The sequence below is a fragment of the Solibacillus kalamii genome (assembly GCF_002174535.1).
Classification (GTDB): Bacteria; Bacillota; Bacilli; order Bacillales_A; family Planococcaceae; genus Solibacillus; species Solibacillus silvestris.
Window position 1 is genome coordinate 60,750 of record NZ_NHNT01000009.1, and the last position, 20,499, is coordinate 81,248.

19 protein-coding genes and 1 pseudogene are annotated in these 20,499 nt (G+C 39.9%); 3 read left to right on the forward strand and 17 right to left on the reverse strand.

Features of this window, described 5'->3' with window-relative positions:
- Positions 1-37: 37 nt before the first annotated feature.
- The 4 genes from gltX to CBM15_RS13175 all read right to left on the reverse strand — a co-directional run bounded on the left by gltX (position 38) and on the right by CBM15_RS13175 (position 4,076).
- Entirely contained in the window at positions 38-1,498 is a 1,461-nt protein-coding gene (gene gltX, locus CBM15_RS13160) for a glutamate--tRNA ligase (RefSeq protein WP_087617869.1), read from the reverse strand.
- A 206-nt stretch (positions 1,499-1,704) separates the two neighbouring features.
- Complete coding sequence (gene ispF, locus CBM15_RS13165; RefSeq protein WP_087617870.1) at positions 1,705-2,181, reverse strand: 2-C-methyl-D-erythritol 2,4-cyclodiphosphate synthase; 477 nt, start codon at positions 2,179-2,181, stop codon at positions 1,705-1,707.
- Between the two features lie 121 nt (positions 2,182-2,302).
- A complete protein-coding gene (gene ispD / locus CBM15_RS13170; RefSeq protein WP_087617871.1) occupies positions 2,303-2,983 on the reverse strand; it encodes a 2-C-methyl-D-erythritol 4-phosphate cytidylyltransferase in 681 nt (226 codons plus the stop codon).
- Positions 2,984-2,996: 13 nt separating this feature from the next.
- The gene (locus tag CBM15_RS13175; protein WP_008407019.1) at positions 2,997-4,076 is read right to left on the reverse strand and encodes a PIN/TRAM domain-containing protein; all 1,080 of its coding nucleotides are present in this window, start codon (positions 4,074-4,076) and stop codon (positions 2,997-2,999) included.
- A gap of 279 nt (positions 4,077-4,355) precedes the next feature.
- Here CBM15_RS13175 and CBM15_RS13180 point away from each other — a divergent pair.
- Positions 4,356-4,962, forward strand: a pseudogene (locus CBM15_RS13180) (acetate uptake transporter); the annotation flags it as partial.
- 109 nt (positions 4,963-5,071) lie between these two features.
- On the opposite strand, the gene radA reads toward CBM15_RS13180, so the two are convergent.
- The 7 genes from radA to CBM15_RS13215 form a co-directional block, all read right to left on the reverse strand.
- Entirely contained in the window at positions 5,072-6,445 is a 1,374-nt protein-coding gene (gene radA / locus CBM15_RS13185; protein ID WP_008407021.1) for a DNA repair protein RadA, read from the reverse strand.
- 239 nt (positions 6,446-6,684) lie between these two features.
- Positions 6,685-9,129 carry an ATP-dependent Clp protease ATP-binding subunit gene (locus CBM15_RS13190; RefSeq protein ID WP_014822400.1) on the reverse strand — a complete coding sequence of 815 codons (2,445 nt, stop codon included), beginning with the start codon at positions 9,127-9,129 and terminating at the stop codon, positions 6,685-6,687.
- On the reverse strand, positions 9,126-10,223 hold the full coding sequence (locus tag CBM15_RS13195) for a protein-arginine kinase McsB (protein WP_014822399.1): 1,098 nt from the start codon (positions 10,221-10,223) through the stop codon (positions 9,126-9,128). The genes CBM15_RS13190 and CBM15_RS13195 overlap by 4 nt, the downstream gene beginning before the upstream one ends.
- On the reverse strand, positions 10,220-10,762 hold the full coding sequence (locus CBM15_RS13200; protein ID WP_008407026.1) for a UvrB/UvrC motif-containing protein: 543 nt from the start codon (positions 10,760-10,762) through the stop codon (positions 10,220-10,222). The genes CBM15_RS13195 and CBM15_RS13200 overlap by 4 nt, the downstream gene beginning before the upstream one ends.
- 12 nt (positions 10,763-10,774) lie before the next feature.
- Positions 10,775-11,239, reverse strand: a complete 465-nt coding sequence (locus CBM15_RS13205; RefSeq protein WP_087617872.1) for a CtsR family transcriptional regulator — start codon at positions 11,237-11,239, stop codon at positions 10,775-10,777.
- 202 nt (positions 11,240-11,441) lie between these two features.
- Positions 11,442-11,747 carry a DUF4870 domain-containing protein gene (locus tag CBM15_RS13210; RefSeq protein ID WP_087617873.1) on the reverse strand — a complete coding sequence of 102 codons (306 nt, stop codon included), beginning with the start codon at positions 11,745-11,747 and terminating at the stop codon, positions 11,442-11,444.
- A gap of 121 nt (positions 11,748-11,868) precedes the next feature.
- Positions 11,869-12,081, reverse strand: coding sequence for an acyltransferase (locus CBM15_RS13215; RefSeq protein WP_087617932.1), 213 nt, complete (start codon positions 12,079-12,081; stop codon positions 11,869-11,871).
- A gap of 165 nt (positions 12,082-12,246) precedes the next feature.
- On the opposite strand from CBM15_RS13215, the gene CBM15_RS13220 reads away from it, so the two are divergent.
- Positions 12,247-13,560, forward strand: coding sequence for a globin-coupled sensor protein (locus tag CBM15_RS13220; protein ID WP_087617874.1), 1,314 nt, complete (start codon positions 12,247-12,249; stop codon positions 13,558-13,560).
- 59 nt (positions 13,561-13,619) lie between these two features.
- On the opposite strand, the gene CBM15_RS13225 is transcribed toward CBM15_RS13220, so the two are convergent.
- The 5 genes from CBM15_RS13225 to adh all read right to left on the reverse strand — a co-directional run bounded on the left by CBM15_RS13225 (position 13,620) and on the right by adh (position 18,627).
- Positions 13,620-14,108: an acyl-CoA thioesterase gene (locus tag CBM15_RS13225; protein WP_008407032.1), complete on the reverse strand. Its 489-nt coding sequence runs from the start codon at positions 14,106-14,108 to the stop codon at positions 13,620-13,622.
- A 64-nt stretch (positions 14,109-14,172) separates the two neighbouring features.
- Positions 14,173-15,603 (reverse strand): aldehyde dehydrogenase family protein, encoded by a 1,431-nt coding sequence (locus tag CBM15_RS13230; protein WP_087617875.1) that lies wholly within the window; start codon positions 15,601-15,603, stop codon positions 14,173-14,175.
- 31 nt (positions 15,604-15,634) lie between these two features.
- A complete protein-coding gene (locus CBM15_RS13235) occupies positions 15,635-16,609 on the reverse strand; it encodes a DUF4003 family protein (protein ID WP_087617876.1) in 975 nt (324 codons plus the stop codon).
- 117 nt (positions 16,610-16,726) lie between these two features.
- Complete coding sequence (locus CBM15_RS13240; protein WP_087617877.1) at positions 16,727-17,083, reverse strand: DUF779 domain-containing protein; 357 nt, start codon at positions 17,081-17,083, stop codon at positions 16,727-16,729.
- 17 nt (positions 17,084-17,100) lie between these two features.
- Complete coding sequence (gene adh, locus CBM15_RS13245; protein ID WP_008407036.1) at positions 17,101-18,627, reverse strand: aldehyde dehydrogenase; 1,527 nt, start codon at positions 18,625-18,627, stop codon at positions 17,101-17,103.
- 352 nt (positions 18,628-18,979) lie between these two features.
- Here adh and rluF point away from each other — a divergent pair, with 352 nt between their 5' ends.
- Positions 18,980-19,684, forward strand: a complete 705-nt coding sequence (gene rluF, locus CBM15_RS13250) for a 23S rRNA pseudouridine(2604) synthase RluF (protein WP_087617878.1) — start codon at positions 18,980-18,982, stop codon at positions 19,682-19,684.
- A 107-nt stretch (positions 19,685-19,791) separates the two neighbouring features.
- Here rluF and CBM15_RS13255 read toward each other — a convergent pair whose 3' ends face one another.
- Positions 19,792-20,499 (reverse strand): ABC transporter ATP-binding protein, encoded by a 708-nt coding sequence (locus tag CBM15_RS13255; RefSeq protein ID WP_008407040.1) that lies wholly within the window; start codon positions 20,497-20,499, stop codon positions 19,792-19,794.

A 20,499-nucleotide genomic window follows, 5' to 3' on the forward strand; every position in this document is an offset into this window, starting at 1 on the left:
GAGAACTGTTAAGTAAGCTCCCTAGATACAAAATGGATTACTTTGCAAATTTTTCAACACGTGCAATTGTTTTTTCCTTGCCGATTAAAGCAATGGCATTCGGTAATTCCGGACCATGTGTTTGACCAGTCGTCACAACACGGATTGGCATAAACAGATTTTTACCTTTTACACCCGTTTCTTTTTGCACAGCTTTAATCGCCGCTTTAATTGAAGCGGCATCAAAAGTTTCTAAAGCTTCTAATTGAGTTTTAAATGAAGCCATAACAGCCGGCACAGTTTCACCCGCTAACACTTCATTTGCTTCTTTATCATATGCAATTTCTTCTGTGAAAAATTGGCTCGATAATTCTACGATTTCTGCACCGAAGCTCATTTGCTCATGGTAAAGCGCGATTAAATCAGAAGCCCATGCATGTTGCTCTTCTGACAGCTCTTCTGGAAGTAAGCCTGCTTTTTGCAAGTGTGGCAATGCTAAAGCAACTACCTCTTCATGAGACATTTTTTTAATATATTGGTTGTTCATCCATGTTAGTTTTGTTTTATCGAACATAGATGGTGATTTTGATAAGCGTTTTTCATCAAACAGCTTTACAAATTCGTCATGTGAGAAGATTTCCTCTTCTCCTTCCGGTGACCAGCCAAGCAATGCAAAGAAGTTAAACATCGCTTCCGGTAAGTAACCAAGGTCCTTGTATTGTGTAACGAACTGGATGATTGATTCATCACGTTTCGATAATTTCTTGCGCTCTTCATTTACAATTAATGTCATATGACCATATTGCGGATATTCCCATCCGAATGCGTCAAAAATCATCATTTGTTTTGGTGTGTTTGATAAATGCTCTTCCCCACGGAATACATGTGTAATTTCCATGAAGTGGTCATCCAGAACTACGGCATAATTGTACGTTGGAATACCGTTTGCTTTTACAAGTACCCAGTCGCCGATATCTTTTGATTCGAACGATACTTCGCCGCGAACTAAATCAGTGAACTTATACGTAACATTTTCCGGAACACGCATACGAATTGTGTGCGGGATACCAGCAGCCTCTTTTTCTGCAACTTCCTCTGCTGTTAAATGACGGCATTTTCCATCATATGCAGGTGCTGCAACACCTTGTGCTTTTTGTTTTTCGCGTGATGCTTCAAGCTCTTCTGAAGTACAGAAACATTTATACGCTTGTCCGTTTTCCAGCATTTTTTCTGCATGCTCTTTATAAATATCAAGACGTTCCATTTGACGGTAAGGTGCATATGGGCCACCGATATCAACGGACTCATCTGGAGTAATGCCTAACCAGCGTAAGTTATCAAGTTGAGAAGCTTCCCCACCCTCTACATTACGCTCAATATCTGTATCTTCAATACGTACTACAAAAGTACCGTTGTGATGTTTTGCATATAAATAATTGAATAAAGCTGTACGTGCGCCACCGATATGTAAGAATCCTGTTGGCGATGGTGCATAACGAACGCGAACTGTTTTCGTCATAATATTGCCTCCTAATTTTAGCGTCAAAACGCTCTACCTTTTCCGCATATAAAAAGTTTACTTTTATATGGATATGAACGGACATTATATTGTCCAATATCGGCACAATAGATGTCTTTTAAACTTTAACCATTCTACCACTGTAAGTTATTAAATTAAAGTAGCGTGTGCCGATTTTTGACACACGCCCTCAATTTTATCCCACTTTATACTTTTACTAAAAGAATCGTTGCCATTGCTGCAATTCCTTCTTCACGGCCAACAAAACCTAACTTCTCTGTTGTTGTCGCTTTTACATTTACTTGCGAAGGTTCCGCATTCAGTAGTTGTGCGATACGGTTTTGCATTTGTGAAATATATGGGGCCATTTTCGGACGCTGTGCCATAATCGTACAATCCACATTGCCTAATTTATATCCGCGCTCTTCAACCATCTTCCAGATGTATTCAAGTAACTTCGCTGAATCTGCATCTTTCCACTCCGGATCTGTATCAGGGAAGTGACGGCCGATATCCCCTTCACCAATTGCACCCAATGCCGCGTCTGTTACTGTATGTAAAAGTACATCGGCATCTGAATGACCTACTAAACCGCGCTCATGTGGAATTGTAATACCACCTAAAATTAATGGACGTCCTTCTGCAAATTCGTGAACGTCAAACCCTTGTCCAATTCGAAACATATCGTTGCTAGCCTACAAAGTAAACTAGCCTTCACCTTCTTTCTGGTAATCTCATTATCATTAGTATAATCAACTTGTGCGAAAAAAGCCTCGCAAACCTATTTTCTTTTCAAGGTATCTTCTATTTTCGTTGTTTTAAAATAGCTTCCCCAAAAATCAGATCTTCCTGCGTTGTCATTTTTACATTTTCATAACTGCATTCCACAATATGAATATCATGTCCTAAACGCTCCACGAGCATCGCTTCATCCGTTCCTAAAAAACCTACCTTTTCAGCTACATCCTCAGCTTCTGCCAGTAAATCATAACGGAACGCTTGTGGTGTTTGAACCATCCATAAAGACTCACGGTCAACGGTTTCTTTAATCAGACCGTTATGGACGACCTTCATCGTATCCTTCGCACGAACTCCTGCAATAGCTGCTCCTTTTTCATAGGCGACTTTTGCAAGTTCGGTAATTTTCGGAATGGTAATAAAAGGTCTTGCAGCATCATGAACAAGGACAACATCCACTGCACTCATTTCTTTTATGCACGAATGCACTGAATGTTGGCGTTCTTCACCACCTGTCGGCAGGCCTTTTACTTTTGTAATATTATGTTTTTCGATGAGCGCCTGGATAAATGGCCGTTCCTCATCTTTTACGGCAAGCCAAATCCCTGTACAGTTTTCATCTTGTTCAAAAACAAGAAGTGTATGAACTAAAATCGGTTTATCCGCTAAGTTTAAAAATAATTTATTTTGCCCGGCACCCATGCGCTTTCCGCTTCCTGCTGCCGGCAAAACGACTTCATAACGCAAAATGCTTCACATCCTAATCCTCTTTTGGCTTGGCGAAAATCATACGCCCTGCCGATGTTTGAAGTACGCTCGTTACCGTCACTGTAATTGCCTGGCCAATATAGCTTCGGCCGCCTTCTACTACAATCATTGTACCGTCATCTAAATAGGCCACACCTTGATTGTGTTCTTTCCCGTCTTTAATGACTACGACTTGCATATCTTCACCCGGAATTACGACCGGTTTCACCGCATTTGCCAAATCATTAATATTCAATACTTGTACACGGTGCAGTTCACAGACCTTATTTAAGTTGAAATCATTCGTCAGTATTTGGGCACTCATGTTTTTGGCTAATCGAACCAACTTTAAATCCACTTCAGACACATCTTCAAAATCAACTTCCGTAATAAGTACCTTCGACGCACGTTCGTCCTGAAGCCGTTTTAAAATATCTAGACCCCTGCGACCACGCGTACGCTTCAATGTATCAGATGAATCCGCGATATGCTGTAGTTCCGTCAATACAAACTGAGGTACAACTAAAACCCCTTCAACAAACCCTGTTGCTGAAATATCAGCAATACGGCCATCAATAATGACACTTGTATCAAGTAATTTATACTGCTCCTGATCCTGAACTTCCTTGACAGAACCGTCACTCTGACGCTTTTTCGTCGATTTCCCGGAAAAAATCTGCAACAGCTCATCCCGTTTACTAAAGCCTAACCGGAAACCAAGATAACCAAGAACAATGGATAAAATAGCAGGAACAACAGCGGTAATAACCGGAATGTTCATTTGATTGATCGCGACACCGACCAATGTTGCTACACATAATCCTACGATTAAACCGAGCGTACCAAATAATAAATCCGCTGCAGGCAATTTGAATAATACTTCCTCTAACCAAGTAATTAATTTCACAAAGTAATCAGATAATGCAAACGATAAAACGAATAACAAAGCAGCACCTATCGCAACACTGAAATATGGATTATTAAGCCAAGGATTGGATGATAAGTTCATGAATGCATATAATGGCGGTAAGAAAATGAGGCCTAATGCTCCACCGATAAATAAAAATGCTACTTGAATTATTTTCTTCAACATTTGTTTCACCTCCAATTAATAATTATACATCTAAAGTTTCATTCATGCGAAGCCCAGGTACCAAAAGCAAGGGTAAATAAACAACAAACGCCAATTGCATTCCAATATTAGGATTTTACCCATTTTTTTAGATTATTCCCTATTTTTTTAGTTAGATTTGCGCGATATAAATTCAATAATGAAGTACCTCATTCTAAATTCCCGTTCCCTGTAGTTTAAACAAACTAATGAATATATTATATTAATATAATATTTCAACCTAGAAGAGGAGAATACGTTTTGAATACTGCAAAAGAAGTAAAAATTACTACTGCTGATCCGTCTGCAATCGGTCTATTCGGTTTGGCGATTGTAACATTTGTTGCTTCTACTCAAAAGTTAGGCTGGACAGAGGGCTTAGGTTTGGTTATTCCTTGGGCAATATTTTTAGGTGGTATTGCGCAATTTTACGCATCTGTCTTAGACTCAAAACATAATAATACATTCGGTACGACTGCGTTCGGCGCATACGGTTTATTCTGGATGGGTGTAGGTATGAGCTGGTTCGTTCAAGCCGGTGTATTTGGTGCAACATTACAGGCATCTGTATACATCTCAGCTCGGTGTTGTGTATTTAGGTTATTTAATCTTTACCCTATTTATGACGATTGGTGCAGCTGAAACAAATAAAGTTCTATTCGCGATCTTTGTAATGATCGACTTCTTATTTATTGGTCTGGCATTAAGTTCATTTGGAACTATGGAGCACGGCATGCATTTATTAGCAGCCAACTCTGAATTAATCATTGCTCTTTTATCACTTTACGGTGCAGGTGCTAATGTATTGAACAAGCATTTCGGCTTCAATTTCTTACCGATCGGAAAGCCTTTTGGTATTTTCACAAGAGACGCATTTTTAAAGAAGGAAAAAACAGTAAAGCATAATTTAAAAAAAGGCATGAAAAGTTTTGACTTTCCATGCCTCTTTTTTGTACGAGTTACTGGAAACCCGTCCCCTATAAATTTTGGAAAGATTCCCGCAGTGCATCACTGATTGTTTCGACACCGACGACTTGTATGTCCGGTGGGAATTCCCATCCCCCAATATTAGAAGCTGGAATAAAGGCGCGTTTAAACCCTAACTTTGCCGCCTCTTGTACACGTTGCTCAATTCTGGAAACACGACGTACTTCACCCGTTAATCCCACTTCACCGATAAAGCAATCTGTCGGACGTACTGTCTGATCTTTAAAGCTTGAAACAATACTTGTTAAGACAGCTAAATCAATCGCAGGCTCATCCAGTTTCACACCACCCGCAACTTTAATATACGCATCCTGTGCCTGAAGCATCATGCCCATACGTTTTTCCAATACCGCCATTAAAAGCTGAACACGGTTTTGATCAACCCCGGTTGCCATACGCTTCGGATAATTGAAACTGGTTGGTGTAACAAGCGACTGTATTTCTACCAAAATTGGGCGTGTCCCTTCCATCGATGCAACGATTGTTGAACCAGGGGCACCTTGTGAACGTTCCTGTAAGAACAGCTCGGACGGATTCAATACTTCCTTTAATCCCCCATGAAGCATTTCAAAAATTGCAATTTCATTTGTAGAACCAAAACGGTTTTTCTGACTGCGTAATATCCGGTGGTTATGGTGACGTTCCCCTTCAAAGTAAAGCACCGTATCTACCATATGTTCTAAAATACGCGGACCGGCAATCTGCCCTTCTTTTGTAACGTGACCAACAAGGAAAATAGCGATATTTTTTGTTTTTGCAATACGCATTAATTCTGCTGTACATTCACGTACTTGTGACACACTGCCCGGTGCACTAGTAACTTCCGGATGGTGCACCGTTTGAATCGAATCGACAATGACAAATTTCGGTTGGACTTCATCGATTGTTTGATTTAAAAATTCCAGATTCGTTTCCGAGTAAATATAAAGCTCCGGCGTATGTACACCTAAACGTTCAGCACGCAGCTTTGTCTGACGTACAGATTCTTCACCGGATATATATAAAACACGTTTTCCCTGATTGGAAAGAAGCGCTGATACTTGCAGTAGTAATGTCGATTTCCCGATACCCGGATCACCGCCTATCAGCACGAGTGAACCTGGTACAATACCGCCTCCGAGTACACGGTTAAATTCATTCATTTCTGTAGCGATACGTGTTTCTTCTTGTACTTCCACATGAATAATAGGGGTTGCTTTTGTAGCCGTTGTAGAATGCTGGAACGCCCCGCGTGGCCCTTTTGAGATCACTTCGACTTCTTCATTCATCGTATTCCATTCGCCACAGCCAGGACAGCGCCCCATCCATTTTGCTGCTTCATAGCCACAGCTGCTGCACATAAATTTAGATTTCTTTTTTGCCATTTTGCTAGCTCCTTCGAATGTTTGTTCCTATAATTGTACACGAAACAAAATTGAATACCCACTATTCCGTCGCAAGTTTCTTTTTCGGTTAGCTTTTCATACATATAGCAATTCCTGTAGATTCCGTTTAATTGCGTATGTGTGACCGACGCGTTTCGCTTGTAAATGTACCCGTACCCAGCAACTTCAGTCTGCATAAAAAAGACGAGGCAGGAACTATCCCGACTCGTCTGGTTTTGTTAATTTGTTGCTACTTTTTCTTGTGTACGTACGACAAACTCATCATTTACATAGTCAAGTACGACTGTTTGTGTTTTATCTAAAGTACCTTTTAACAGTTCTTCGGATAAACGGTCTTCCACATGTTTTTGTAATGCACGACGTAATGGACGCGCACCATATTGTGGATCATAACCTTCTTCTGAAATTTTCTCAAGCGCTGCATCTGTAAGCTGCAGTTCGATATCCTGCTCTTTTAGACGTTTCTTTAATGAATTCGCCATTAATGATACGATTTCTTTTAAGTGATCTTTTTCTAATGAATGGAATACGATCATTTCATCAATACGGTTTAAGAACTCTGGACGGAACGCCTTTTTCAGTTCTTCCAGCATTGTGCTCTTCATGTCTTTATCTTTCGATGCATTTAAACCGGCACCGAATCCAACATGTTTGCGGTACTTCAGTGCATCTGCCCCAACATTCGATGTCATAATGACAACTGTATTACGGAAATCAACTACACGACCTTTTGAGTCAGTTAAGCGGCCGTCTTCCAACACTTGTAATAAGATGTTGAATACATCCGGGTGCGCTTTTTCGATCTCATCCAGCAATACTACTGAATATGGTTTACGACGAACTTTTTCTGTTAATTGACCGCCATCATCAAATCCTACATAGCCTGGAGGTGAACCGACTAAACGAGAAGTCGAATGTTTCTCCATATACTCGGACATATCTACACGGATCATTGCATCTTCATCACCGAACATTACTTCAGCAAGTGCTCGTGCAAGTTCCGTTTTACCGACACCAGTAGGTCCAAGGAAGATAAATGAACCAATTGGACGTTTTGGATCTTTTAAGCCGGCACGGGCACGACGGATTGCACGGGAAATTGCTTCTACTGCTTCACCTTGACCAACTACGCGTTTGTGTAATTCTTCTTCAAGATTTAATAACTTCGCAGATTCAGCCTGAGCAATTTTCGAAACAGGAATTCCCGTCCACATCGCTACCACTTGTGCAATATCGTCTACATATACTGTAGATTCTTCTTTGCCTTGTTTTTCTTTCCACTCTTTTTTCAGTTGTTCAAGCTCTTGTTTCAGCTTCTGCTCCGTATCACGCAATGCAGCAGCTTTTTCAAATTCCTGTCCTGAAACAGCAGCATTCTTTTCAGACTTAATGCCTTCCAGCTTATCTTCTAACTCTTTTAAATTAGGTGGAACAGTATAAGAGCGTAAGCGCACTTTTGAACCAGCCTCATCAATTAGGTCAATTGCTTTATCCGGTAAGAAACGATCCGAAATATAACGATCTGATAATTTTGCTGCTGCTTCTACCGCTTCATCCGAAATTTTCACACGGTGATGTGCTTCATAACGGTCACGCAAGCCATTAATAATTTGGATTGTTTCTTCAACAGATGGCTCATCAACTTGAATCGGTTGGAAACGACGCTCTAATGCTGCGTCTTTTTCAATATATTTACGGTACTCATCCAATGTAGTTGCACCGATACATTGCAGTTCGCCTCGTGCCAATGATGGTTTTAAAATATTCGATGCATCAATCGCACCTTCTGCACCACCTGCACCGATCAATGTATGAAGCTCATCGATGAATAAAATAATATTGCCGGCCTGACGAATTTCATCCATCACCTTTTTAAGACGGTCTTCAAATTCCCCACGATATTTTGTACCTGCAACAACTGTTCCCATATCGAGCGTCATAACACGTTTATCGCGTAATGTTTCAGGTACTTCATTATTGATGATTTGCTGTGCCAATCCTTCTGCAATGGCCGTTTTACCTACTCCCGGCTCCCCGATTAGTACCGGGTTGTTTTTTGTACGACGTGACAGTACTTCTACAACACGTGTAATTTCTTTAGAGCGGCCGATAACCGGATCAAGTGAACCTTCACGCGCCACCGCTGTTAAATCGCGGGCTAAACTATCAAGTGTTGGTGTATTTACTGTTTGCGTCATACTGGAATTACCGCTAGTGTTTGAGTCATTGTTACCTAATAACAGTAAAACTTGTTGGCGGGCTTTATTGATACTTACACCTGTATTCGCCAATACGCGGGCAGCAACGCCTTCACCTTCACGAATTAAAGCTAATAAAATATGCTCTGTTCCGACATATGCATGCCCTAATTTACGCGATTCATCCAATGAAAGTTCGATTACTTTTTTAGCACGTGGTGTGTAGTGAACGATAGGACCTACATCTTCTGTGCCTTTCCCAACAAGTTCCTCAATACCGGTTTCGATCATTTGAGGGCTAATATTAATTGCTTCCAAAGCTTTAGCGGCAATTCCGCCACCTTCACGAATTAAGCCAAGTAAAATATGTTCTGTTCCGATTTCTTTATGCTTAAGACGAATTGCCTCTTCTTGAGCAAGTTGTAATACCTTTTGAGCACGTTGTGTGAATCGATTAAACATCATAGAAAATCCTCTCCTTTTTCCCCATTGTTTGTAGCTTCATCTTGCTCGTTTAACTTTTCTTGCAACAGCTTCGCACGATACATGTCGCGTTCTGCTGGTTGTAACGTAGTACCAATATATTGCTGAATGAGTCCAGGTTGCATAATAAGCATGCACTCATTTAGTTTACGCTGTGAAATTGCTTCTAATAATCCTAAACTTACCCCAAGACGCACATTTGATAAACAGCTTGCCGCTTCTTCACTCGTTAAAATTTTTGCGTACTTTAACGTACCGAGTGAACGGCTTAAACGGTCTTCCAACGCGGAGGGGGCACGCATCAATAAATTTTTGCGTGCAAGCTCTTCCTTTTTGATAACTTGCTCGACAACATCCTGAAGCTCCTGTAAAATTGTTTCTTCTGATTTACCTAATGTAATCTGGTTCGAGATTTGATAAATATTGCCTAAATTTTCACTGCCTTCCCCATATATACCCCGCACAACCATTCCTAATCGTGTCATCATCTGAATTAATGGATTCATCTGTTTCATCATTGTGAGTGCAGGTAAATGGAGCATGACAGATGCTCGAAGCCCTGTTCCGACATTTGTTGGGCAACTTGTCAAATAACCATAGCGGTCTTCATATGCGTAATTAATTGACTTACTTAAGTAGCGGTCAATATTACGAGCCTTATCAAATGCTTCTTTTAAATTCATTCCTTGCGTAAGACTCTGTATACGAATATGATCCTCTTCATTTACTAATATGCTAATGGATTCATCTTTTGTTAAAAAAAATGATCCAATTTTTTTTCTTCGTGCCAAATTCGGACTAATCAAATGCTTCTCCACTAAAATTTGGCGTTGTAAAACGGGCATATCTTTTATTTGGAAATAAGAAAACTGATACGGATTGTCATCTAAAGATAATAATGACTGCATCATTTTTTCTTCGATCATTTGTGCTTCCTGTTCTGTAAAACTAATCGGAAATCGAGTATTGGCAATATTACGAGCAAGCCGAATGCGCGTGCTAATGACGATATCTGAATCGCTTTCGTGCTGCATCCAGCTGGGACTGGCATTCGTTAAAAAATGCTCGATGTTCATGCGTTCCCCTCACCTTCCTGTTTTATTTTACTTTCCAATTCCCTAACTTCATCACGTATGGAAGCTGCATCTTCAAAACGCTCTTCCTCAATTGCTTGCTGCAGTGATGAACGGAGCTCTTGGATTTGTTGTTCCACTTTTTCTTTTGAAGGTCCTTCTTCCACATATCCTACATGCTGAGTACCTGCCTGCAGACGTTCAAGTAGCTGTGGTAATTGCTCACTAAATGTTTCGTAACATTGACCGCATCCAAATTTGCCTTGCTTTAAAAACTGTCGGTACGTAAACCCACAGGATGGGCAGGATTTTGGGCTGGCAGTATTTGTTGTCGTGCTTTCTTTCTTTGCATTCACAGGTACGAAATTAAACCAATTTGAAATAAGCTGCTGAAGAGATGCTGGCTCTTCATTTACGTCAAATTGAAATGGATGAAATTGAGTTGCACATACTTCACAGTAGTGACGCTCGACTTTTTGACCATTGTGAACTTGAGTAACGGTAACATTGGCATGACGCTGTTTACAATGCTCACATATCATAATAATCCACCTCTACTTTTCAAAAGAAATCGTTTGTAGCATTGCGTGCATAATCCGCGCTCTTAGCTGATCACGCAGTGGTAAAGCTACCTGTAATGTGACACGATCTAAAGCGGCCTTCATAATGCTTGCTTCTCGCTCTGTAACGATATCCTCTTCCAATAAACGGAAAATAATACGCTCAGCATTAGTTTGGGCTATGGCGTTACCTATTTGTGTTTCCATTTCGTCCAGTAAATTTTTCTTAGAGTGGATTGTTACACGCAAAATCCGAATATAACCGCCACCACCCCGCTTACTCTCTACATAGTAGCCATGCTCGGTCGTGAAACGCGTATTGATAACGTAATTGATTTGGGAAGGAGCACAGGCAAATTGCTTTGCTAATTCATTTCGCTTTATTTCAATATGTCCCTGTCCCTCTAATTCAATAACTTCCTTCAAATACCCTTCAATTATGTCAGATATATTCCTCATGCTGTCTCTCACCTCTCATCAACTGACTTTGACTATCTTTGACTTAAATATACAATATTTATTTTTCGAAATGCAACTAATCACTCTTGTTTTAGGTTTCCCTATTTTCACATTAATAAATCCCTATTTATGTAAAAAAGCGGTAAGGTGTTTTTTAAACAAACCTTACCGCTTTTATAAACTTTGCCAAGACGAGGATAAATTATACCCAGCGTCCGACGATTGGATAATTCCAGTGCTGATCAGAGAATGCTTTAACAATACCAATGATCGGTGCAATCCAGAAGATGGCTAAAAATACCAACAGGAATGGTAAACCAATTAATATAACTGAAAGGACACCTGCAATCGCTATGAAGATACCGAATACGATTTGGAAAAGCAATGCTTGAATCGCTGTACGCTTTACTTCATCTTCAGAACTTATTAAGAAAAACAGAATCGGTACTAAGAACGGCGCAAAGAATGCACTGGCATGAATGATGATTTTCGACCATTTAGATTCCATTTGTTATCAACCTCACTTTAGTTTATTAGCTTATTTACGGATAATATTCGTAAAAGTTTCATAGAGAGGGCAAAAAATCCCGAATTTTTATTTCGAGATTTCCGGTGATGTCTGTAATTGGTCAATATGGGCCTCTATCTTTCGGGTTGTCCCCTTCTTGCGGAAATAAGAAGTAGGAAATAATCGCCGTTAAGATGGTTGCTCCGATAACTATTAATATCCGGTCGCGGCCGCCTACTTCTGCATAATTGTTTACAAGCATAATATACGATGCGATCGCCACCCCAAGTGACAATGGTATAACAAATTTCAAACGCCCTTTATGAAACTTCATTAATACAACGCCTTTCACTATTTACTGCATCCATTTTAATTAGTTATTATATTACCTCATATACAAATTACTGTAAATTCTTTATCCTTATAGAATAATTCTGATATTATCCGATATAAGCAGTAAGATAGTATTATTCTATAAATACACGAAACGAGGAAGAACATGGGTATTCTGTTTTCAAGAGCGACAAAAGTTTCAAACAAGCCATATTTTGATATAGCTAATTATGCACAGCAAGTAAATTTGGATGTTTCAAACTATCCTAACTTACATAAACAGCTTCAGTTGCTAAAATTAACGAAAGAGGATTTAGCTGTTATTAAACAGTTAGAACCTTTTGCACAACAGGTTGTCCCGGATATGGTGGAAAAGTTTTACGGTGCAATCAGTTTAAGTCCGGAACTCGTAGATGTTATTGGGAGTTCAGCTCGAATGGATCGGCTAAAAGGTACATTAACGAAGCATTTAGAAGCGATGTTCAACTGTAATATCGATTCACAATATATAGAGGAGCGACAAACGATTGCGCATGTCCATGTCAAAATCGGACTTCAATCCAAGTGGTATATCGCTTCATTCCAATCGCTAATGACAACGTTTATCGAATTCATCAGTAAAATAGAAATGTCGAATGTTGACATGGCTAAAGCAGTTGATGCTTTTTCAAAACTCATTAACTTCGAGCAACAGCTTGTGATTGAAGCATATGAAAAAGAAGAGCAACGAATACGTACTGAAAGTTTAGATGTAAAATACAGAATTGTAGAGCGAATTCAACATACTGCACAAGAGTTAACACATATTAGTGATCAAACTAATGCATCATTACAGGAAATCGCGAGCCAATCAGAAGAAATTGCTTCCAATACAAAACAAGGTTTAAATTTAGTAGCGGAAACAGAAAACAAATCAACAACAGGCACTACATATTTAATTAACCAGACAGCAATTATGACCAACATTTTGGATCGTGTGGATACACTTGAATCGTCAATGGTTAAACTCCGTCAATCGTCTAAAAAAATTGCCGAAATTGTAGGATTGGTAACAGGTATTGCTGATCAGACAAACTTGCTTGCATTAAATGCATCGATTGAAGCAGCACGTGCAGGTGAACACGGGAAAGGGTTTGCCGTAGTAGCTGATGAAGTCCGAAAGCTTGCTGAAGAAACTAAAAATGCGGTTCAAAACGTCTCTCATTTAATTAAAGAAACCGAACTTAGTATTTCACAAATGTCCGACTCTGTTTCAAGTGTTGATGAGCAAGTAAAAATGAGCGTAGATACGCAAAAAAGCTTGGCGGATTCCTTTACATCGATTACAGAAGCGGTACATGGAATTAAAACGCAATATGAAAACACGAATGAGGACATTCATGCCATTTCTTCTGTTATTACCGGTTTGACACATACAACAAATGATGTCATGACATCATCCGATTCATTGCTGCACATTGTCCAGGAACTGCATGATTAATTTTGCTTAATTACAAAAGGGGATATCAACTGGCATTTTGCCTTTGATATCCCCTTTTTTTATGCACGACGTTTTTTTGATAATGCACGCTTTTGTTTTCGATGTTCCTGACGAATTGGGCCTGTTTCAAATAAATGACGTTCGAAATCAGTCTCCGGTTCAACTCCCGGCACTTCTTTCGGCTTGCCATTTTCGTCAATCGCGACCATCGTTACGAAAGATTCCGTCGTTAATTTCTTTGCACCTGTTTTAATATTTCTTGATACAACCCGTACATATACTTCCATCGAAGTACGACCTGTTCCAGATACAACAGCTTCCAGTTCAATCATATCGCCTGCATAGGCAGAGGATACGAAGTCTACTGAGTCAAAAGAAGCAGTAACGACTTCACCTTGGCAATGTTTCATTGCTGCAATCGCAGCAATTTCATCAATATATGCTAACACTTTCCCTCCAAATATCGACTGATGATGATTTGTATCAGGAGGCAGTACTAATCGTGTTTGGATAGATTTTGAAAAGCTCATTGGCAGAGTATTTTTCATAATCTTCCTCCTTTCTAGACTACACTCCATGTTACTATTCGGAAGATGGAAGTGCTAGTACAAACTATTCATAATTCAACTTCATCGTAATAAATTTTAAATCGGTCATTTCTTCCACTGCATACTTAATGCCTTCTTTACCATATCCGCTCATTTTGACGCCCCCATACGGCATATTATCTACACGGAATGTTGGAATATCGTTAATGATGACCGCACCTGCTTCAATTTCTTCCGCGGCTTTCATTGCATCTGTTAATACATTTGTGTAAATACCGGCATTTAACGCAAGCTCCGATTCATTTACAAGTGCAATTGCTTCGTCCAGCGTCTCATATGGCACAATGGATACAATCGGCGCAAAAGTCTCTTGGCAAACAATTTTCATATCGGGCTTCACATTCGTCATGACAGTTGGGGAGCAAGTACGCTCTGTAAATTCAGCTCCCGTTGCAACCGTTGCACCTTGCTGTTTTGCCTGTTCAATCCATTCTTTTATACGGCTAACTTCATCCGGGTGAATCATTGCACTCACATCCGTTTTTTCATTATGCGGATCACCGACAACTAGTTTCTTTGTCTCTTCTACAAATGCCTTTGTAAATGCTTCATAAATTGAAGAATGAACATAAATTCGTTGCAATGAAATACATACTTGTCCAGCAAATCCAAATGCACCGCCTACACAGCGTTTCATAATTTTTTCAAGCGGTGTTGAAGGCTCAACAATGAGTGCCGCATTTGATCCGAGCTCTAGTGTAATTTTCCGCAAGCCGACTTTTTCTTTAATCTTCAAGCCAACCGCACCACTACCCGTAAACGTCACTTTTTTCACAAGCGGATGTGTTACGAGTGTCTCGCTCAATTCCCCGCCGCTACCTGTCACGATTTGCAATGCGCCGTCCGGTAAACCTGCTTCTTTGAAAATTTCCGCCATCGCAAGTGCACTTAACGGGGTTTGAGATGCAGGCTTTAGTACAACTGTGTTCCCTACAGCAAAGGCTGGACCTAATTTATGCGCTACGAGATTAAATGGAAAATTAAATGGTGTAATTGCTGAAACTACGCCTAAAGGTACTCTCTTTGTATAACCGATTCGATCTTTTACACCTGGTGCTGCATCCATCGGAATCGTTTCGCCTGTACTTTGTTTAGCCGCCTCTGCAGCAAATTGATACGTTGCAATAGTACGATCCAATTCAGTAAGCCCTGCAGAGATTGGTTTTGCCGCTTCATCTGCTAAAATTTCTGCAAGCTCGTTTTTACGTTCACGCATGATTTCCACGACTTTGTATAAAATTTCTGCGCGCTCATAAGCAGTCGTATTTTTGAATGATTTGAATGCTTGATGTGCGCCTTCGATTGCGCGCTCCACGTCCCCTGCCGATGCTTTTGCTACATTTGCAAGCACTTCTCCTGTATAAGGTGCCGTTAACTTACTTGTTTCATTTGTACTTTCCCAAATGCCGTTAATCCATAATTTTGTCTGTTTCATTTTATTCACTCCTTACTATTGTTTACCCAAATTAAAAAAATATATCGAGAATATCGATGGCAAGTAAAATTGGGATATCATCTATATAATCGCTCATCTCAAGAGCCTGCAAAAATAATAAACTATCATTGAAATGAGATAACAGTTCGTTTTCAATTAACCTTTTCAGCACATACTGGGCAGCGGTCATTAAAGCATACGCTTGCATCCCAGTAAACATCGGGAGCTTAACGAGTGCTCGTTCCATTTCAACAATTTCATCGACAACTTCCGATGTAGCCCCTACTAACGCCAGCAAAGCTAAATATGGATATGACCTTTTCTTCACTTTCACACCATTATTTAAAAATGACTGCTTCATCGCGACTACATACTCAACTAATACCGGCTGAAACTCCTCGTTATACAATGGCAATAGCTGTGTCATTGCTTGCAAGGCATCCCCATTTTTAAAACCTTTGCCGTGCAAGGCATCATAGTATTTCCGCATTGTTTGAGCTAGCTTAACCGGATTATTTTTCTTTTTTGTCAGTAAAACTGCATATGGAATATCATCTTTACCGGTCAGGAAAAAATGATGCTTTTTCATTTCATCATGTAATGCTTTTGCTTTTCCAGCATGTGCTTCATCCACTAAGAAAAGGGCCGCAATTCTTTGATAGCTGCTGTATTTAAACCCTGCATTCAATAATGCCTTTTCATTTAACTTTATACGATGAAGCTCCTGTTCAGGTTGTGGGTGCAAAGCGAAATGGGCTAAAATTTTATATGTTAAAACTGAATTATTTGATGGTGTAGAGAAAAACTCGAAAAATGATTGCCTTGATTTTTGATTATGTATTTCTTTTACATTTTTCTCAAATGCAGGGCCATTAAATGTTTCACGTGAAAATGTAAATTGTACTGCTAATGGTATCCTGGCAGCACTTTGTACGTCCGCATCGAAAAAAAGCTCCATCCGCTCATTATTATTTTTAAGTAATTGTATAAAAGCTGTTTGATCCATCAGTACACCCTCCTTACCTTGATTATACGCCTAAAATTTTAAAGTGAAAAAAATTTGATTTTTACTCCACAAAAAAGAGGAATGCTGATTGTTGAACCAGCATTCCCTTTTACAACTTTATACTTGAAGCTCATCAAGCTCTTCTTTTGTGAAAGCCCGTGATCTAGATAAAAAGCGTTTTCCTTCGACGCCCTCTAACGAAAACATTCCGCCACGCCCATCGACGACATCAATAATAATCTGTGTATGCTTCCAATAATCATATTGGTTTTTGTGCATATAAAATGGACTTCCGCCAATATGACCGAGCAATATATCCTGGTTGCCGATAATTAAATCGCCATCCGGATAGCACATTGGAGACGAACCATCACAGCAGCCTCCCGATTGATGGAACATAACCGGTCCGTGGCGCTCTTTCAACTTCTCGATCAACTGTAGTGCTGCTTCGGTTGCTATAACGCGATCAACCAAATTCTGCACCCCCTCTCTTAGAAGAAGCCTAAGCGGTTTTCATCATAGCTTACTAAAAGATTTTTCGTTTGCTGATAGTGGCTTAACATCATTTTATGGTTTTCGCGTCCAACACCACTCATTTTGTAGCCCCCAAACGCCGCATGTGCCGGATATGCATGGTAGCAGTTAGTCCATACACGTCCCGCCTGAATACCACGGCCAAAGCGGTAAGCAGTATTCATATCACGTGTCCATACACCTGATCCTAATCCATATAATGTATCATTTGCGATTTCCAACGCTTCTTCTTTCGTTTTAAATGTTGTTACAGCAACAACCGGGCCGAAAATTTCTTCCTGGAAAATACGCATTTTATTATGACCTTTAAATACAGTCGGTTTAATATAGTAGCCGTCTGCATAATCACCGCCTAAATCATTTTTCTCGCCGCCGATTAAGCATTCCGCGCCTTCCTCTTTACCAATTTGTAAATAGGATTGGATTTTTTCCATTTGTTCCGATGATGCCTGAGCACCCATCATTGTATCTGTATCTAAAGGGTTGCCTGTTTTAATTGCTTCAACACGCTTTAATACGCGCTCCATAAATTTCTCGTAGATTGATTCCTGAATAAGTGCACGAGAAGGACATGTACATACTTCACCTTGGTTTAAAGCGAATAATACGAAGCCCTCAACCGCTTTATCCAAAAATGCATCGTCTGCATCCATAATGTCTTCAAAGAAAATGTTCGGTGATTTACCGCCCAATTCCAGAGTAACCGGAATCAGATTTTGAGATGCATATTGCATAATAAGGCGACCAGTCGTCGTCTCACCTGTAAATGCTATTTTACCGATGCGCGGATTCGATGCTAACGGCTTTCCTGCTTCTAAACCGAAGCCATTTACAACATTCAGCACACCTGGTGGAAGTAAATCTTCAATCAGCTCAACAAGCACTAAAATTGATGCTGGTGTTTGCTCAGCCGGCTTTAATACGACACAGTTTCCTGCAGCAAGTGCAGGCGCCAGTTTCCATACAGCCATCAATAGCGGGAAATTCCATGGAATAATTTGTCCAACTACACCAATCGGCTCATGGAAGTGATAGGCCACTGTATTTTCATCAATCTGACTAAGAGATCCTTCCTGTGCACGTAAAGCACCCGCAAAATAGCGGAAGTGATCAATGCCCAAAGGTAAATCTGCATTCAAAGTTTCACGTACTGCTTTACCGTTATCCCATGTTTCTGCAACGGCCAGCATTTCTAAATTTTGTTCCATACGATCTGCAATTTTCAGTAAAATATTCGAGCGTTCAGTTGCCGATGTCTTACCCCAGGCATCCTTTGCCGCATGGGCTGCATCTAAAGCAAGCTCGATATCTTCTTCCGTAGAACGCGCGACCTGGGTAAATACTTTGCCCGTAACAGGGGTAACATTGTCGAAGTATTCCCCCTTTACTGGCGGTGTCCATTTACCACCGATAAAGTTGTCATAACGCTCCTTGAAATTTACTAATGCGCCATCCGTGTTTGGATTTTGATACACTGCTGCCATTGAAATCTCTCCCCTTTGCACAAATTGTGGTGACCATACCTTCTCATAAAAAGGCAGTGCTGACATCCATGCTGTAAAGCTCACTTTTCTGTGAGAGGTATCTTCATCTATTATATTGTCAGAAAAGTTGAATCATTTCAAATATTAAACTACAATTTTCAGATTATTTTATTATTCCCTATTCTGTTATACTGAAAATGAAGAGATTACTATAATAAAAATGTATAAAATGGGTAAATTCCAGTAAAGATAAGTTTATCCATTAGATGATCGACTGTCATTTCGAACGAAGTATTACAAGTACAGATAGACTCCTGTATACTGAAGATATTCTATTAGTAGGTGAAAAATTATGAGAATCAATAAGTTTTTAGCAGAAACCGGTATCGTGTCCCGTCGCGGTGCAGATAAATGGGTAGAAGATGGCCGTGTAAAAATCAATGGAGTTGTTGCGACAAACGGCAGCCAAGTTGAAACAGGCGACGAAGTATTAGTTGACGGCAAGCCTGTAAAAAGACAGGAAGAATTAGTTTACATTGTACTGAACAAGCCTGTTGGGATTACGAGTACAACAGAAAAACAAATTGAAGGAAATGTTGTGGATTTTGTAAATCATCCACTTCGTATTTTCCATATCGGACGTCTGGATAAAGATTCAGAAGGTTTACTGCTTCTTACAAATGACGGAGATATCGTCAATGAAATTTTAAGGGCAGAAAATCATCATGAAAAGGAATATGTCGTACAGGTAGACAAGCCGATTACCGATCAATTTATTCATGATATGAGCTCGGGAGTGGAAATTTTAGATACAACGACATTGCCTTGCCGAGTAGAGAAGGTGTCTTCTAAAGTGTTTAAGATTATTTTAGAACAAGGATTAAATCGCCAAATTCGCCGAATGTGTTCTGCACTTGGCTATTCTGTACAGCGATTACAGCGCATTCGTATTATGAATATTCATATCGGCAATTTAAAAGTCGGACAGTGGCGTGACCTTACAGATAAAGAAAGAAATGAACTATTTAAGTTACTGAACTACACACCAAAGCAATAAGAAATATTCAAATATCAGATAACGAATCCATTGTTTGGCAGCATTTGTTAGAGTCTTTATAGAAAAAGTCCGCTATTTCCGATAGGAAAGTAGCGGACTTTTTTATTTTATAATCCGCCTAAATAAGCGGCTCTTACTTCATCGCTCTCCTGCAGTTCTTTTGCTGAACCTGTTAGGACGATTTTACCTGTTTCCAAAACGTAGGCGCGGTGGGCAACCGATAATGCCATATGTGCGTTTTGCTCTACAAGCAATACTGTCACACCTTCTTTGTTGACCATTTCAATAATGTTGAAGATGTTTTTTACCATAAGAGGTGCAAGACCCATTGAAGGCTCATCCATAATGATCAGCTTCGGCTTAGCCATTAAAGCGCGGCCCATCGCAAGCATTTGCTGTTCTCCGCCTGATAAAGTCCCTGAAAGCTGCTTGCGTCGTTCCAACAGACGAGGGAATAACTCAAACACATGATTTAAATCCTTTTTTATAGCCTCTCGGTCATTCCGTAAATAGGCACCCAATTCCAGATTTTCTTCCACCGTCATATTCGAAAATACACGACGTCCTTCCGGTACATGGGAAAGCCCTGCCTTTACGATCGTTTGTGCCGGCTTTCCATCGATTGCCGCACCTAAATATTCAATCGAACCTCGCTTAGGCTTCAATAAACCTGAAATTGTTTTTAGCAATGTGCTTTTCCCTGCTCCATTGGCACCGATCAATGTTACAATTTCGCCTTCTTTTACTTCGAGGGAGATTCCTTTCAATGCTTGGATATTACCATAAAATACATCGATATCATTAATTATTAGCAT